We start from the raw sequence: 15,592 nt of genomic DNA, 5'->3' as shown, positions 1-15,592 counted from the left end.
ATTCGTTATATCTTTTTCTGTTGTTAAAGTTGTGATTATATATCCATTATATCGCAAAAAATTAATTGATTTTAGTATAAAAGCCTTTGTATCGGTGTTTATAACACTTTTACAAGGGCTTCATTTCTGTTTTGATACCCAATTTGATACCCATATGCTAAAAGTTAACATACTTTGCGAATTTATCCGCTGTATTCTCTTTGGCTTTTTCAGTAACATGGGTATAGATATTCATAGTTGTTTGTATATCTGAATGCCCTAAGCGTTCTTTAACGTCTTGTAGGTTTGCACCACTCTCAAAAAGTAGACTACAATGCGTGTGACGTAGTCCATGTGTGGTTATCCGCTTCAAGTTATGCTTTTCTACAATACTATTCATAAGGTACACAATAGAACGACTTTCTAAAAATGTATTATTCTTATTACTGAAAATCAGTTGTCTAGGTTTTAAAGTGTTAATACCGCACATTAGATAGTACTCTTTTTGTTTTCTACGCCATGTTTTTAATATGTTGATAGTTTGAGGATCTATCGATAACGTTCTAATAGATGTTTTTGTCTTTGGTGTTTGCACTAATGTTTTGCCATGGATACCTTGTGATACGGTTTTATTGATCCTTATCGTGCTTTCTTTAAAATTAATATCTTGCCAGTTAAGTGCTAATGCTTCACCTACACGTATACCAGAGAATGCTAATATTCTGAACAGCGTTAATTGCATATAACGATTGTCTGCTTCTAAGCATTTGAAAAAGTGTTGTAATTCTTCTTTGTTGTAGAAATTACTATAATCATCCTCTTGTATGATAGCCATTTTTTTAGGAATGGTTACCCTAACGGTGGGGTTAATATCAATTATGTTTAATGTGATAGCATATTCAAATATCTTAGATGTATAATTGAACCATAGTTTGTACATTGCATATTTTTTCTTATGCCATTTATTGATAGCCTTTTGACAGGTTGAAGCGGTTATATTGTTGATGTAGAGATTACCAAAGATAGGCAATATATGCTTTTCAAAGTAAAATAATGTTTTTGCATACGTGCTTTCTTTAACAGTGTTCTTATATTGTTCTAGCCACATGGTAGCCACTTCATGGTACTTATATTTTTTATTCTTTTTAAGCCCACCTTGTTCTATCTCAAGTAATAAACGAGATAATGCAAGATTGGCTTCTTTTTTTGTGGAAAAACCACGTCTTAATACTGATTCACGCTTGCCAGTTTCTTCATTCGTGCCGATATAGTGCTTAAATAGCCACCGTTTACCTTTTTTAGTACTGTACTGTTTGAATGTTGCCATTGTAATTCCCTCCGTATGCGGGCGCGATGTAGGGGTTATAGGGCATTAATCAAATTTGTTAATAGATACAACCACTTTTCCATAAATATTAGCTTCGGGCATATCTTCTTTATTGATAGGTATATCTTGGAAATCGGGATTGTGACTATCCGCTTCAAAGATAATGAATTTTTGCATTGCATTAGGTCGGTAACGTTTAAGCGAGTATTCACCGTTGTAACTGAATACAACAATATCACCGTCTTTATACGCAGTGTGTTCAATAGGCTTCACAACAACAAGGGAATGATCTGGAATGACTTTATCCATTGAATCACCATTCACACGCATAGCGAACAGGTTGGTATATGAGCTTAAAGTCGGTAATATAACTTTAGGTAGTTGAATGTTCTCAACGTCCCACACGTCTACGCTTTCCATTTCAGCTAACGCACCTGCTGCCACATCGCCATATAGCGGTAAGTCTATTAATTCGGTTGAAGCGGTTGGGAAGGGGTGAATATTATCTTCAGTTGATTCTTCTACTAAATCTGATTTGTTTATGTTGAAATAATTTGCCATTAATTCAATTTTATCAATACGTGGATATGTTTTTGCGTTTATCCAATCGGTGACTGTTGTATAACTTATGTTCAGGTCAGAAGACAATTTTCTTCGTGTTATTCCATGTTTTTCCATGTTAGTTACAATGTTTTTTGCCATAATATCTTTATTTCCTAAAGAATTCATTTTCCTCACTCCTTAATGAAAGTATACGTTAAAACCGTAAAACAAACAACATTAAACCTAAAAAAATAAGTTTTACAATTGACTTTACGGTTAAAACGTAATAGTATTGAATTATTGAAAGGGGGTCATGCTAATGAAAGTAACTTTAAAAGGATTAAGAGGTAATGTTAATTTAACCCAAAAACAAATGGCTGAAAAATTAGCTATTCACAAAGAAACGTGGCGTAATTATGAAACAGGAGCTTCTTATCCAGATGTTAAAGTTATACGCAAGATAGAAAGTGTTTTCGGTGTAAAGTATGATGACATTATTTTTTTAACCGACATTACGGTTAAACCGTTAGACGCTATTGATGAAAGACACAAGGAGGTATAACCATGTTCACAGGATTCAATATTTTAAGGCAGTACGAAACATTTCAGACAGTGAACGATATGAATGATAATATCGCTCACCATATCGAACACAACTATTTGAATGCTAACAGTGTGAACGTGCTTCATTACGTGGCTAATTTAGCAAGTCGTCACAATGGGGCATGTCGTGCGCTGTATGCCACGATTGCGGATAAGTTAGGTATTTCAGTGTCTACGGTTAATCGTTGCGTAAGATCGCTTAAACAGGCAAATATCATTGCGGTATTTCCACAACGCAGGAAAACACTAGTAGGTGGCTCATCAAGTAATATTATTACGATTTTACCAGTCACTGACAGCCCACATGATAGTTCACATGACAGTCCACCTACACCAGTAAAGGACGTACCAAACGTAACAGAGAGTAAAGGGAATGAGTTATCCGCTTCACCCTCTAACTTATTAATTAACTTTAAATCAACTAAAAACAAAACAGGTCACCAAGAAGCGGTTGACCTTGTGCCACTTTTTTCTGAATTTGTTGGTTATGGGTTAACAAAAGATAAATTCTTAATGATCGTTGCTGAAGCAAAAACAAAAGCGAAAAACTTAAAAGCGTATGTGCGCAAATCATGTATGAATTTCATTGACAACAAGCGAGAAAAACAGGAAGCAATGGCAATACAACCAATTAACCCATTCTCACAAGAGGCACGAGCCGAGTTTTTAGCACAGAAACAGCACTCACATCTTAAAAATCTATTCAATCCGTGGGAGGTGTCAGAACATGCCTAACTTATATTGGGTTATCGTATATGGCACTATGGCTGTTCTTGTGGGTTATGCGCTGTATGACATCGTTATTAGTGAGTTAATCACGTACAGACGTGTTAAACGTTACACAGTCCACACTAAACAACGTCAAGACTGCTTTAACAACGTATTAAACGTGTCTAACAACTATCAAAGTGAAGTAAAGGACGTTAAAAACGTAGTGATTATTAAAAAATCAGCGTAAAGGGGTGAAGTAGTTGGAAGTCATGTTAAATGAGGAACAAACTGCCCATTTAAAGCAATACATTTACACCGTTGCCACAAGTGGCATTGAGGAAGCAAGACGTCATACAGGGCTAGATAAGCCCTTTTTAAAACAAAAGCATATGGCGGAATGGTTAGATATTTCAGTGGTGACATTGATAAAGTGGGAACGTGAGGGGTTGCCTACAATCCACATAGAGGGCATTAAGCTCTATTCTAAGGACGAAGTAACCAAGTGGGTGCTTAGCCACCAAAAATAACAAAATATGAAGCGGGCGCAACGTATGGGGTTATAAAATGAAAGTTAAATGAGGTATACCAATTTAAAAATAGGGGTGTTGAAATGAATAAGGTTATTCTTAAAAGAAACAAGCAAGGTAGAACGCATATATTAGACTTGGGGGCATTTTTCACAGGAAACGCTAACGATTACCATTTTAAAAACCGAACGGCACATAGTGGCTTTGTACAAAGCATCATGAAAACATATTGCAAAGAAAATAATATAGATTGGCATGAAACTGATATTCAATTAGCTTTGCAAGTTGGATGTCGAATACTAATGGAATTGGAAAAATCACAATTGATAAAACCAACACAAAGAGAATTAATTTACACATTGCAAAATAAAAAAGTAGGGGGAATATTATGAAAAATATTCGTGAAGATGATTACAATCAATTGGAATATATAGGTGCTATTAATTCCGAAGCAGTCGAGGCTTTGCATAAGATAGGTGAAGTTTTTGACCCTGCCTATGATGTACACAAAATGACTAATCAAGATTTACTTTTAGCAGTATTGAATGTAAAAGAAATGGCTTGTGTATTTTCAGTTGTAAAACGAGCTTTGGAAGGCTGTAACTCAGAAATTAAAGAGTTGTTGGAAAAAAATAGTGAAATTAGTGAACACTAAAAAAAGCCCCTTATCACTGGAATGATAGAGGACTTCAAAGGCAGAGTTTTAGACCACTCTTGCCTTTTATTTTATCAAAAATAGGAGGGAATACAATGAATTTGCTACAAATGGCATTAAAATACGCACAAAATGGGGTATCAGTCTTTCCTTGCGTGCCGAATGAGAAACGTCCGGCAACAACAAATGGGTTTAAGTCCGCTTCAATGGATCAGCAACAAATAAAGGACTGGTGGCGAGATAACCCCGACTATAATATCGGTTTACCGACTGGCGAAACAATGTGGGTGCTAGATGTTGATGTACATGGCAGTAAAGAGGGCATGGAACAGTTAAAAGAATGGGAAACCAACTATGGCCAGATACAAACGACAACGGTGCAAACGCCCACAGGTGGCTTGCATTACTATTTTAGAGGACAGCAGTTTTTACCCGCTTCATCAACCAGTAAACTAGCCCCACAGGTCGACATAAAAGGTAAGGGTGGATATGTTCTTGCACCGCCAAGCATACACCCGAATGGTGGCATTTATGAGGTGTTGAACAGTCACCCGATAGTAGAAGCCCCCGAATGGCTTAAAACACTCATAGGAAACAGCGAGGGGCAGACATACCGTAAATTATCCAGTGATGAATGGGGCAAGTTATTAAGTGGTGTCAATGTGGGTGAACGTAATAATACATTGGCACGACTAGCGGGGCGATATTTATATAAATTGGGTAGTCATGAAACCTATGAAATATTAAAAATGTGGAATGCTAACCTATCTAACCCCTTAACTATTGGTGAGTTAAACAAAACATTTAGCAGTATCTTAAAAAGAGAAATTAAAAAGCAAGGGGCGTGGAAAAATGGAGTTAAATAATACAGTACCTAATAGTGAAGCGGTTGGTGAGTTAGTAAGTGGCTTTACAACGACAATCAAAGAACGTCCTCAATGGCTTTATATAGACGATAACAACAAGGAAAGGGTTAATATACCTGCTTTAGCAAAAGAAATCATGCAAGAATCAAGAATGGTGAATTATCCTAATTTCCCTTATCCGCTTCAATACAGCGAAAAAGGCGGGTATTGGAAGTCATTTGATATTGATAAATACACAGAGAAAAAAGCTACTGAAAAATTACAACAAGCAGGCAAATGGTCGAACAGAACAGTAAAAGATACCGCCTACAACGTGGGTATTAACTGTTATCAAGCAGGCAATCACTTAACGCCTGCTGAGGTGATGAAAACGGATAAAGTGGCGTTTAATAATGGGGTCTACGACTTTACCACAGGACGATTATCCCCACATGATCCCGAATTGATGTTATTACATGGGCATGATTACAATCTAACCATGCAAGGGGAAGCGGTCAAAACAAAGCAATGGCTATCTGACTTAATGGGTGAAAGTATCACGTATATCATGGAAATGATAGGCTCTTGTTTTTATCATGGTATGCCATTCCAAGAATTGACGATATTAAGTGGTGACGGTAGTAATGGTAAGAGTACCTTGTTAAACCACATTACAAGTATGTTAGGAATGACTAATATTTCCAGTGTGGCACTGGAACAATTTGCCGATAAAAACAACCGCTTCGCAACGTCACAAGTCTATTTGAAAGAAGCCAATATATTTGCAGATATTGATAGTAAGTACCTTGATAAAGTATCGGTTATTAAAGCATTAACAGGCGATGATACCATTTTAATAGAGTTTAAAAACAAGAACCCATTCAGTTATAAGAGCTTTGCTAAGTTGATTTTTAGTGCCAACGAGTTGCCGAGCCTAAAAGTGAATACACATGGTGATACAAGACGGTTTAAAATTGTGCCGCTCGATACCAAGATAACGCAAGAGTTTATCAGTCACCACGATTTAAAGGCTGTAGAACGTGAAATACCTAGCTTTGCTTATGAATGTATAGAAATGTTTAGAAAAGCCCTAGAGCGAGGATATACAAGTGAATCCGAGCGAATGGCAGAGGTCAAAGAGAAATGGTTGGAACGTAATAACCCAGTTGAACGCTTTTTGAAAGAAGAATGTAAATTAGATAATGCTAATACAGGACGTTCGGCGTCCTATGTTTATGATGAATACCGTATTTTTTGTAACAAAGAGGGAATTAAAGCGTTGAACAAACAAAATTTTATCAAATTAGTTGAAAAACATGGTTATATCTATGCAAGGATTATGAAAAACGGAAAAAGAGGAATGGTTTTTAAAGGGTTGGTTATGGAAGATAATACCCCTTACTCATAAAACAATGGGCAATCAAGCCAAATGTTATTAATCATCTAGAGCTGTAAAGGTTTAGCATGTGTCAATGAATGGGCAAATGATAAATGCATAGGGTGAATGAACAAAAGGCAAAAAGGGTGGTTGAAAGCCAAAAAAATGGCAATGAAATCATAAGGTACTAAAGGAGTTAACACCCTATTGGCTCAATTACCTATACTTTTTATAACTCTTGTACGTGGGAAATAGTAAATAGATACATGTATACACATAAGGAGTATGTATTGAAAAAGGTTAGACAAATAAGCCAATGGGAATTATAGTCTTAGAGCCGTAAGTGTTTTGGTTGCCATTTAATTGTTGGAATTAACCCGTTTTGGCTTTTTTTATCACCAAAAACTTAGAAAAGGAGAGTGCAACACATGGCGAGAAGTAAAAAAAATAACTACCCGACACTTTTAGGGTTACCACATTCAGAAAATACAATCAAAGCATGGTGTCCGTTTTGTGAGGATTATCATGTGCATGGAAAAATGGAGGGGTATTATAGTGCGCACTGTCATCTTGAAACTTCACCATTCAAAAAGACAGGGTATTATATTAAATTTGAAACAGTGAAGAAGCGTAATTCGGCATAAGTGTCGAAAAATGTTGACAAATGTTGACATTTATAAATATATAGCCGAGGGGAAAATTCCCTCGGGGTCAAAAATGAGCCGAGCGTAAAAGTGCGACGGGAGTAAAATAGCGTTGGTCAATTAATAGCATTCAAACAAAGGGGGAACACATATGGCATTAAACGGAGTTACGAAGCGGAATGGCATGCACATTATCATTCAACACTATTTACAGACACGCAGACGGTTAGGCATGGAGGAGTTGTATTACACGCAAGACATCACACCTATACACCTACCACAACCATTTGACGATGTAGACGAGAATGAGGACAAGCAAACCTTTAACCAGTGGTGTGATGTTATAGACAAGTATTACAAGGCGTTAGCGGTTAATAATAGCCGTTATCCGCTTCAAACCTTAGAATTACGCAAGCGATTATTTACATTACGCTTTATCTATTTGATTAATGACAGCAAGGTAGCAGAGATACTTGAGCTAAACAGTGGGGCATATAGCCGACATAAAAAGCCAGTCGTTGATACGTTTCTCGAAGTAGTAGGCGTGAGTGATGAAAAAGTAGCGAGGTTTGCAACGTATATCAGTTAACAAACAGGCGAGTACCTTAACAGGTGCTTGCTTTTTTGTTGTGAGTGAAGCGGGTATTTTCAACCGTCACGAAATTAAGGACGGTTAGCGTTCAATGACATATGTTTGAACAATCGTGAATTTCAAGACGGTTAGGCGTTCAATGGCATACGTTTGAACAGTCGTCATTTTGACGATGGTTGACAGGTGCTTTTGTTTAGTAGGGATCATACTGCTTATAATTTTAGGTGTTCGTCAATTTGACGAATTGCTGATAGGTGTTTTTATTTATTTTGGATCATACAGTTTTTATTTATTGTCGATTCGTCAATTTGACGAGTTGTTAATTTAACATAAGCCCTTGATTGTCTGTTTAAGACGTTTTCTATAATTTGCGAGCATTTACATGTAAAACTATTTTAAATCGCTATAAAGATGAATGAGAGCCGAATAAACTCATTTTGCAAGTGTTTGTCAGTTAATGCGTAGGGAAATGAACAAAACCCGTTTTTCGGGTGTCGTTGATTGGGTGAAATGTTGGAAAATGTTGGAATACATCTTGTATATAAAATTAGTGGAGAATAGTGGAAATGTTAGAGAATGTTAGTGTTAAATCTTATAGCTACAGTCTTAACAGTGACATCGGATATAGGAGAGGTGAAAAGTCACCAGTCGTTGATAACGATAAAATGCGTTGTCCTCTAATCGCATTGAAGCGGTCAAGTCAAAATTGAGCTGTCCTATTTGTTGGTCACGTTTAATTAAGCTAGTGTGTCAATGTTTCTAATCCTTTATCAGTCGTGAAAGTATCATTCTGATCAACGTTATTGAATCAGTTGATTTTTAGAGGGATAAGGCTGAAGTGTAAAATGAGTATTTATTTAGCGTGTAAGCTGTTTTTAACCCAATACTAGCATTTTTACATGTAAACGAGTTTGAAACGTCTGTAGAGGGAAGTGAGTGCGGAATAAAATGAATTTAATCGCAATGATGCCCCCGCTTCAAAATTTTCACTGTTTAAATTCAAACTGGGGAACGGGGTGGGGGTCTTTTCCGCAGAAATAAAAATATTCTCATGAGGGGGGGCTAAAGAAAGTTTAGGGCGTAATGGTGACCTAGCGAATCACTAGGAGATGATGACCTAACGAATCGTTATGGCGGTGTGTGTGAGAAATCGCAAGGGTTACGTGCCCATAATTGGGCATGAGCAATAACACACGTACAAATAATACGAGCGTTGAGGTGCAATATCGAAATTTTAGGGTTTGCTAAAAAGATAATGATTAGGTGTTTTGAGGTATACCAATTCATAGTTGTGTAGATAATAATATGAGTAATCAGCTTTTAGTTATACGCATAGATAAAGTGGTTGTTAAATCATACAATGAGTAAGTTATGTGATAACAGTAAAGCGTTTTCATAAAAAGGTTGACGAGCGTACAAAATTCTATGTATAGTTGTCTTATCAATGCATAGGAGGATTATATAAATGAAAAAAACAATGTTATTATTAGGTGTTTTATTGGTTACAGTATTGCTTGTCGTGCCCTTTTCTGTTAGTGCTGCAGATATTTTTCCGAATTCTGGTGCAAATGGGCTCACTGGTTTTGCAGGACAAGCAAAAAATGAAAAAGGTCAAAATAAAAATGCAACAACTGGTGGTGTAGGTGGTAAAATTGTTTACGTTTCAACTATTCAAGATTTAAAACAACATTTATCTACGAATGTGAAAGAGATAATTGTTATTCAAAAAAATATATCAACAAATGGAAAAACTAAAGTAGATTTAGGATCTAATAAAACATTAGTTGGAAGTTATAAACATAGAACGCTAAATAATATTTATTTAGCAGCTAATCAAAACTCTAGCAACATTATTTTTCAAAACATAACACTAGTTCACGATGCATCTATAAATGCTAATGATGATATTCAAATGTATTTGAATTATGGTCAAAATTATTGGATTGATCATGTTACGTTCGCAGGTCATAATTATGATCCTAACGGTCATGATTTAGATAAATTACTTTATGTGGGAGTTAAAGCTGACTACGTAACGATAAGTAACTCGAAATTTAGTAATCATCGTTATGGATTAATTCTTGGATATCCAGATGATAACAGTTCAAGTGGTGCGACATACGATGGCTATCCACACATGACAATTGCGAATAATTATTTTGATAACCTTACAGTTAGAGCACCTGGATTAATGAGATATGGATTTTTCCATGTTAAAAATAACTATATCAATAATTTTAATTTAGGTTTTACACTTGCAAATCATGCGAAAATATATTCTGAAGCAAACTACTTTGGAGAAGGCTCTCAAAGAGGTGGTGCTTTGGATGATAAAGGGAACGGACAATTTATAGATGTTGGAAGTAATGTTAAATTCAATCAAAAGTCTCCTGTTACAAGTTGGAATCCGCATAGCAACTATGCATATAAAGTTAATACAGCTCAATATGCTAAAGATTTCACACAAAAATATGCAGGGTCTCAAAATACTACATTAATATTCGGTCAGTAAAATATAAAAAAAGAAAGATACTGTTCTGTAAAGAATGGTATCTTTTTTATATTTACTTTGTGCTGAAAAATCAGCCGATTAATTTATGTAAGGTTTTGTGAGGTTTTAAAGTAATAGGACACGTTAGAAATCAAGACACCTAAAAAAGACCAGGTAAATAGCTGAACTCAATGATCCTTAGTGTAGGTTGCAGAGAAATGCTCAGATTTGCTAAGGTTTTGCATGTGTAAGGAGTGCTTCATGTATCCACCTAGTGCAATTATTCATTGCATGAGGTTGCAAATGGGGTGATAAAAATAGCGTTTGTAGTAGTTTGTAAATCTAAAAAATGCCCATTTATTAGATAAACAGAAGGAAAACAGCAATCATTATCATGCAAATTACTACAAAATACTACATTCAAAAATCTATCATGAAATATTTTAATGTCAGTCTTGAGAACGCTTTGAATAAACTTATCTACATAGTTAGTCATTGGAATGTTTTTGGTCAATTTAAAATTTTGATTTTAGCTGTTTATATCTATAAAAAAATAGTAAGATAAAGAAGGTTAACGATAAAAATAGTAATTAAAATATCAGTGAGGGTCAGATAGGTGGAGAAAGCTATGTCAACTGAATTAGATATTGAAAGAGATTTTATAAGAATTCTTAGCGAGAAAGAAAATCAATGGCGTTATCGACCGGATATAAAAACAGAAGCAGATTTATGGGGGAATTTCTTTTCGCATTTAGATCGCTTGAATGTGGCTGTTTTGAAAGATATAAAGTTAAGCATCAAAGAAACTAAAAAAATTCAAGTCGAACTTGCTCGCCTTACAGGAACTCCTTTTTTAGCCTCGCAATGGCTACGTGGTGAAAATGGTATTTCACAAATAGTATTGGAAAGAGATACAGGTGAAAAAGTAACGCTGGAAGCGTTCCGTAACAAAGATATTTCAGGCGGGACATCTTCATATGAAGTGGTGCATCAAATTGTTCCAGATACGAAGCGGCTTGTACGCGGAGATGTGACGTTGCTAATTAATGGGTTGCCGATTATCCATGTTGAATTGAAAAAAGAATCTGCGAAAGATGGATTTATCCAAGCGTATCAGCAGATACAGCGATATGCAGAAGAAGGTTTTTTCAAGGGTATTTATGCCACCACTCAAATTTTTGTTGTGTCTAATAAAGTGGATACACGATATTTTGCGCGTCCAAGTGAAGATACACCGCAAGCTTATAAACGAATGGAGAAGTTTTTATTTAACTGGCGAACAGAAGATAATATCCCTGTCCCTGATTTGTTTGATTTCACCCGTGTGGTGTTAAGGATTCCAGATGCTCATGAATTAATTAGTCAATTCACCGTTTTAGTCGATGATCAAAAAAACCAAAAATTTCTAATGGTTCTGCGTCCTTATCAAATTCATGCGATTCGTAGAATACGTAGACAAGCAGCGCAACATGAAGGTGGTTTTATTTGGCACGCGACAGGTTCAGGGAAAACAATTACAAGTTTTGTTGCAACTAAATTATTGGCTCAACATTCGATAGGTGTAGACAGAACGGTAATGGTTGTTGATCGTACGGATTTAGATGCACAGACGCAAGATGAGTTTACGAAATTTGCATCCGAATATCATACCGGACAATCGACGGGGACAGCCGTTGCGAATACATTGATAGTGGGAATAAAAAATCAAAAACAGCTGACACGTAGTTTGTTGTCAGCGAAAAATAATAATACGATTTTAGTAACGACCATCCAAAAGTTATCGGCTGCAATGCGTAATGCGCAACAAGAAAGTGAAAAAAAGGGGACAAATCAATTCGAAAAATTGCGCAAGGAGCATGTTGTTTTTATTGTAGATGAAGCTCATCGAGCAGTAAGTGATGAAGAAATGCGACGTATAAAAAAATTATTACCCAATTCAACATGGTTTGGATTAACGGGAACGCCGATTTTTGAAGAGAATAAAAAACAAGAAAATGGGACCTATGCACGAACGACAGAACAACAGTATGGCCCTTTACTACATGCGTATACTACCAAAAATGCAATGGATGATGAAGCGGTATTGGGTTTTCAAGTCGAATATCATTCTTTGTTGTTAGAAGAAGATCAAGAAGAGATAATAGCGCGATCGAATAAAGGAAAAAGAAGTGATGATCCGATTAAGCAGGAAAGTCAATTACCCGCGGAATTGTATGAAGATGACAAACACATACACGCGATGTTACATAAAATATTTAATCGTCGGAGTGTTATAAAAAAGTTTAACGTGAAAAATGGCTATCCTACAATGTCTGGTATTTTAACGACACATTCGATTGCACAAGCTAAACGCGTGTATTATATGTTGAAAAAAATGAAAGATGAAGGCACTTTGCTGACTGGTCGTCAATTTGATGAGCGTCATCAATTGATTGATGAGGATTTTCCACGTGTGGCGATTACTTTTTCAACCAATCCAGATCAACTAGATAAAAACGCACAAGATGATGAACTTGTTGAAATAATGACTGACTATGCCAAGCAATTTGATATGACAGCACATGATGATGAAAAGTTATACAATCAAAACATAAATAGACGCTTAGCACGTAAAGAGAAACAATATCAAATCAATGGGCAATGGCTTGATTTAGTAATCGTTGTTGATCGTTTACTTACAGGGTTTGATTCCCCGACTATTCAAACTTTATATATTGATCGTGAGATGAGTTATCAAAAAATGCTGCAAGCTTTCTCACGAACGAATCGTATTAGTTTTGAAAAAGACGTGGGAATGATTGTTACATTTCGTAAACCTGAAACCATGAAGAGAAATGTACAAGATACATTCCGTTTATTTTCAAACGAGATACAAGACTTTAAAGTACTTATTCCAAGAGAATATAAGGAGGTAAGGGAAGAGTTTGAATCATTAGCCCAAGTCTATCATCAAGCAGAAGGAGAGCTTATGGTTAATCCAACAGATGTAAAGGCGATGATTAATCAAGTTAGCGCTTATCAAAAATTGGAAAAAAGTTATAAAGCATTAAAAAGCTACGATGAATATGAAGAAGAAATTGAAGAATTCACTGAATTTGTAGAAGCAATGCCAAATTATCAAGGGAAAAATGAAAATTTAAAAGTTAAGATAAAAGAAAAACTAGTAGAAGAACACGATGATCGAGATATTGAGGAGCTATTAGCAGATATTACTTTTTCTTCTCATTTGAACGCCACGCATAAAGATGTAGTGGATAGTTTTTATATTAATCAGTTACTGAGAGCTCTTCAAGAAAGAGAAGAAGGCGCTATTGAAAGGTTTGACAAAGAAATACAAATGAAAGACCCTCTCGTTCAACCGATGTATGAAGAGTTGAAAAATCAATTGATTCATACAGAAGAACCAATAAATGTTATTGCCCTAAAGGAAGACGCTATTCAAGATAAAATTAGACATTTAACCGAAAATCAGGCGCAGGAGTTGGGGCTTTCAATAGAATTGTTACAATCAGCGGCTAATGAATACCGTTCAGAAGGGAAAGTCATTCCTTATTTATCACACCTATTAGATACGATGACCCTCTCAAAAGAAGCGTTTGAAGAAAAAACAGGTGAAAAATACCGTCGACGTACCAAAGTGTTAGAACAGTTACTACAAAAAAACTTTGATATTATTCAAAAATGGAAAGAGGAATTATAATGGCGATTGGATTAGAACAACAATTATGGGCATCAGCGGATATTCTTCGTGGAAAAATGGATGCAAGTGAGTATAAAAACTATTTATTAGGTTTGATTTTTTATAAATATTTATCTGATTCCCAATTAAGAGAAGTATATGAACAAGAAAATGGGAAAGCAGCTCTTTTTCCAAGTCGTAGTGAGCAGTATAACGGATTGATGGAATGGTATACGGAAGAGCCCGAAGAATTAGAAGAAATCATTCGGTTACAAACGGGGTATTTTATTAAACCAGAACAACTTTTCTACACTTATCGCCAAAAAGCAGATAGCTATGAATTTAATTTAACAGATTTACAAGAGGGTTTTAATGAACTGGAACGTCAAGGAGAAGAATTTAATGGTTTATTTGCAGATATTGATTTGAATTCTACGAAATTAGGTTCTAATGCACAACAGCGCAATGTCACTATTACGGAAGTTTTACGTGCACTGGATGAAATTGATTTATTTGAACACGATGGGGATGTTATCGGTGATGCTTATGAATATTTAATTGGGCAATTTGCTTCAAGTGCTGGTAAAAAAGCAGGCGAATTTTATACACCACAAGCAGTATCGCATATCATGTCAGAAATCACGTCAATTGGTCAAGAAAATCGTGCGCCGTTTCATATCTATGACCCGACAATGGGGTCAGGTTCTTTGATGTTAAACATTCGTCGCTATTTAATGAATCCTAATCAAGTACATTATCATGGGCAAGAATTAAATACGACAACGTTTAATTTAGCGCGTATGAACTTAATTTTACATGGTGTCGATAAAGCGCGCATGAACTTGAATAATGGCGATACGTTAGATGCAGATTGGCCAACAGAAGAACCACACCAATTTGATTCAGTTGTGATGAATCCTCCTTATTCAGCTAAATGGTCAGCGGCGGATAAATTTCTTTCTGATCAACGTTTTGAGCGTTTTGGAAAGTTAGCACCAAAATCAAAAGCTGACTTTTCTTTCTTATTGCATGGTTTTTATCATTTGAAAGATACAGGAACGATGGGGATTGTATTACCACATGGTGTTTTATTCCGAGGAGCGGCAGAAGGAACGATTCGTCAGGCATTGTTAGAAATGGGTGCAATTGATGCGGTTATAGGATTGCCTGCTAATATTTTTTATGGCACCAGTATTCCGACGACCGTCATTATTCTTAAAAAGAACCGTTCAAACCGAGATGTTTTATTTATTGATGCATCAAATGAATTTACTAAACAAAAAAATCAAAATCTACTTTCTCAAAAACATATTGAAAAGATTATTGCGACATACAAAGGACGACAAGCTATTGAAAAATATGCTTATGTCGCGAATTTTGAAGAATTAGCTGCAAATGATTTCAATCTCAATATCCCGAGATATGTAGATACTTTTGAAGAAGAAGAGGCAATTGATTTGGTTGATAATAGCCAGTCGCTTACTAGCATTAATCAAGAAATTAATGACAGTGAAAAAGTAATGTTAAGTTTAATCGCTCACTTAGAAACGAGTGATGGTAATAAAGAAATCATTGAAGCTATAAAAAATACACTGTGATAATAAAATATGAGCAGTAA

15 protein-coding genes are annotated in these 15,592 nt (G+C 35.7%); 13 read left to right on the top strand and 2 right to left on the bottom strand.

Going from position 1 to position 15,592, the window contains the following annotated elements; translation table 11 throughout:
* Positions 1 to 157 precede the first annotated feature (157 nt).
* Together V6S17_RS12535 and V6S17_RS12530 are read right to left on the bottom strand one after the other, a co-directional pair.
* Complete coding sequence (locus V6S17_RS12535) at positions 158 to 1,306, bottom strand: site-specific integrase (RefSeq protein ID WP_029091987.1); 1,149 nt, start codon at positions 1,304 to 1,306, stop codon at positions 158 to 160.
* A gap of 45 nt (positions 1,307 to 1,351) precedes the next feature.
* The gene (locus tag V6S17_RS12530) at positions 1,352 to 2,035 is read right to left on the bottom strand and encodes a LexA family protein (RefSeq protein ID WP_036027527.1); all 684 of its coding nucleotides are present in this window, start codon (positions 2,033 to 2,035) and stop codon (positions 1,352 to 1,354) included.
* Between the two features lie 133 nt (positions 2,036 to 2,168).
* On the opposite strand from V6S17_RS12530, the gene V6S17_RS12525 reads away from it, so the two are divergent.
* The 13 genes from V6S17_RS12525 to V6S17_RS12465 all read left to right on the top strand — a co-directional run bounded on the left by V6S17_RS12525 (position 2,169) and on the right by V6S17_RS12465 (position 15,572).
* The gene (locus V6S17_RS12525; protein WP_141229190.1) at positions 2,169 to 2,411 is read left to right on the top strand and encodes a helix-turn-helix transcriptional regulator; all 243 of its coding nucleotides are present in this window, start codon (positions 2,169 to 2,171) and stop codon (positions 2,409 to 2,411) included.
* Positions 2,412 to 2,413: 2 nt separating this feature from the next.
* Entirely contained in the window at positions 2,414 to 3,187 is a 774-nt protein-coding gene (locus V6S17_RS12520; RefSeq protein ID WP_029091985.1) for a helix-turn-helix domain-containing protein, read from the top strand.
* Positions 3,180 to 3,410, top strand: coding sequence for a hypothetical protein (locus V6S17_RS12515; protein WP_029091984.1), 231 nt, complete (start codon positions 3,180 to 3,182; stop codon positions 3,408 to 3,410). Before V6S17_RS12520 ends, V6S17_RS12515 begins: the two co-directional genes overlap by 8 nt.
* Before the next feature lie 13 nt (positions 3,411 to 3,423).
* On the top strand, positions 3,424 to 3,690 hold the full coding sequence (locus V6S17_RS12510) for a hypothetical protein (RefSeq protein WP_029091983.1): 267 nt from the start codon (positions 3,424 to 3,426) through the stop codon (positions 3,688 to 3,690).
* Between the two features lie 83 nt (positions 3,691 to 3,773).
* The gene (locus tag V6S17_RS12505; RefSeq protein ID WP_051457276.1) at positions 3,774 to 4,082 is read left to right on the top strand and encodes a hypothetical protein; all 309 of its coding nucleotides are present in this window, start codon (positions 3,774 to 3,776) and stop codon (positions 4,080 to 4,082) included.
* A complete protein-coding gene (locus V6S17_RS12500; protein ID WP_029091981.1) occupies positions 4,079 to 4,345 on the top strand; it encodes a hypothetical protein in 267 nt (88 codons plus the stop codon). Before V6S17_RS12505 ends, V6S17_RS12500 begins: the two co-directional genes overlap by 4 nt.
* A gap of 95 nt (positions 4,346 to 4,440) precedes the next feature.
* Positions 4,441 to 5,211, top strand: a complete 771-nt coding sequence (locus V6S17_RS12495; protein ID WP_051457277.1) for a bifunctional DNA primase/polymerase — start codon at positions 4,441 to 4,443, stop codon at positions 5,209 to 5,211.
* Positions 5,198 to 6,598: a DNA primase family protein gene (locus V6S17_RS12490; protein WP_051457278.1), complete on the top strand. Its 1,401-nt coding sequence runs from the start codon at positions 5,198 to 5,200 to the stop codon at positions 6,596 to 6,598. Before V6S17_RS12495 ends, V6S17_RS12490 begins: the two co-directional genes overlap by 14 nt.
* Before the next feature lie 398 nt (positions 6,599 to 6,996).
* Complete coding sequence (locus V6S17_RS12485) at positions 6,997 to 7,212, top strand: hypothetical protein (protein WP_036027526.1); 216 nt, start codon at positions 6,997 to 6,999, stop codon at positions 7,210 to 7,212.
* A gap of 151 nt (positions 7,213 to 7,363) precedes the next feature.
* Positions 7,364 to 7,801: a hypothetical protein gene (locus tag V6S17_RS12480; protein ID WP_029091979.1), complete on the top strand. Its 438-nt coding sequence runs from the start codon at positions 7,364 to 7,366 to the stop codon at positions 7,799 to 7,801.
* 1,468 nt (positions 7,802 to 9,269) lie between these two features.
* Positions 9,270 to 10,316: a polysaccharide lyase family 1 protein gene (locus V6S17_RS12475; protein WP_029091978.1), complete on the top strand. Its 1,047-nt coding sequence runs from the start codon at positions 9,270 to 9,272 to the stop codon at positions 10,314 to 10,316.
* A gap of 607 nt (positions 10,317 to 10,923) precedes the next feature.
* The gene (locus tag V6S17_RS12470; protein WP_029091977.1) at positions 10,924 to 13,995 is read left to right on the top strand and encodes a type I restriction endonuclease subunit R; all 3,072 of its coding nucleotides are present in this window, start codon (positions 10,924 to 10,926) and stop codon (positions 13,993 to 13,995) included.
* Positions 13,995 to 15,572, top strand: a complete 1,578-nt coding sequence (locus V6S17_RS12465; protein ID WP_029091976.1) for a type I restriction-modification system subunit M — start codon at positions 13,995 to 13,997, stop codon at positions 15,570 to 15,572. Before V6S17_RS12470 ends, V6S17_RS12465 begins: the two co-directional genes overlap by 1 nt.
* Positions 15,573 to 15,592 lie beyond the last annotated feature (20 nt).

This window comes from Brochothrix thermosphacta DSM 20171 = FSL F6-1036 (genome assembly GCF_036884295.1).
In the GTDB taxonomy this organism is placed as follows: Bacteria; Bacillota; Bacilli; order Lactobacillales; family Listeriaceae; genus Brochothrix; species Brochothrix thermosphacta.
The sequence above is the reverse complement of the archived record's forward strand: the minus strand, read 5'-3'. Positions and strand labels throughout refer to the sequence as shown.

Excerpts from the sequence above, each read along its gene's own strand:
- V6S17_RS12520 (WP_029091985.1), top strand. The coding sequence starts at position 2,414 with ATGTTCACAGGATTCAATATTTTAAGGCAGTACGAAACATTTCAGACA.
- V6S17_RS12515 (WP_029091984.1), top strand. The coding sequence starts at position 3,180 with ATGCCTAACTTATATTGGGTTATCGTATATGGCACTATGGCTGTTCTT.
- V6S17_RS12500 (WP_029091981.1), top strand. The coding sequence starts at position 4,079 with ATGAAAAATATTCGTGAAGATGATTACAATCAATTGGAATATATAGGT.
- V6S17_RS12525 (WP_141229190.1), top strand. The coding sequence starts at position 2,169 with ATGAAAGTAACTTTAAAAGGATTAAGAGGTAATGTTAATTTAACCCAA.
- V6S17_RS12530 (WP_036027527.1), bottom strand. The coding sequence starts at position 2,035 with ATGAATTCTTTAGGAAATAAAGATATTATGGCAAAAAACATTGTAACT.
- V6S17_RS12505 (WP_051457276.1), top strand. The coding sequence starts at position 3,774 with ATGAATAAGGTTATTCTTAAAAGAAACAAGCAAGGTAGAACGCATATA.
- V6S17_RS12485 (WP_036027526.1), top strand. The coding sequence starts at position 6,997 with ATGGCGAGAAGTAAAAAAAATAACTACCCGACACTTTTAGGGTTACCA.
- V6S17_RS12470 (WP_029091977.1), top strand. The coding sequence starts at position 10,924 with ATGTCAACTGAATTAGATATTGAAAGAGATTTTATAAGAATTCTTAGC.
- V6S17_RS12495 (WP_051457277.1), top strand. The coding sequence starts at position 4,441 with ATGAATTTGCTACAAATGGCATTAAAATACGCACAAAATGGGGTATCA.
- V6S17_RS12480 (WP_029091979.1), top strand. The coding sequence starts at position 7,364 with ATGGCATTAAACGGAGTTACGAAGCGGAATGGCATGCACATTATCATT.
- V6S17_RS12475 (WP_029091978.1), top strand. The coding sequence starts at position 9,270 with ATGAAAAAAACAATGTTATTATTAGGTGTTTTATTGGTTACAGTATTG.
- V6S17_RS12465 (WP_029091976.1), top strand. The coding sequence starts at position 13,995 with ATGGCGATTGGATTAGAACAACAATTATGGGCATCAGCGGATATTCTT.
- V6S17_RS12535 (WP_029091987.1), bottom strand. The coding sequence starts at position 1,306 with ATGGCAACATTCAAACAGTACAGTACTAAAAAAGGTAAACGGTGGCTA.
- V6S17_RS12490 (WP_051457278.1), top strand. The coding sequence starts at position 5,198 with ATGGAGTTAAATAATACAGTACCTAATAGTGAAGCGGTTGGTGAGTTA.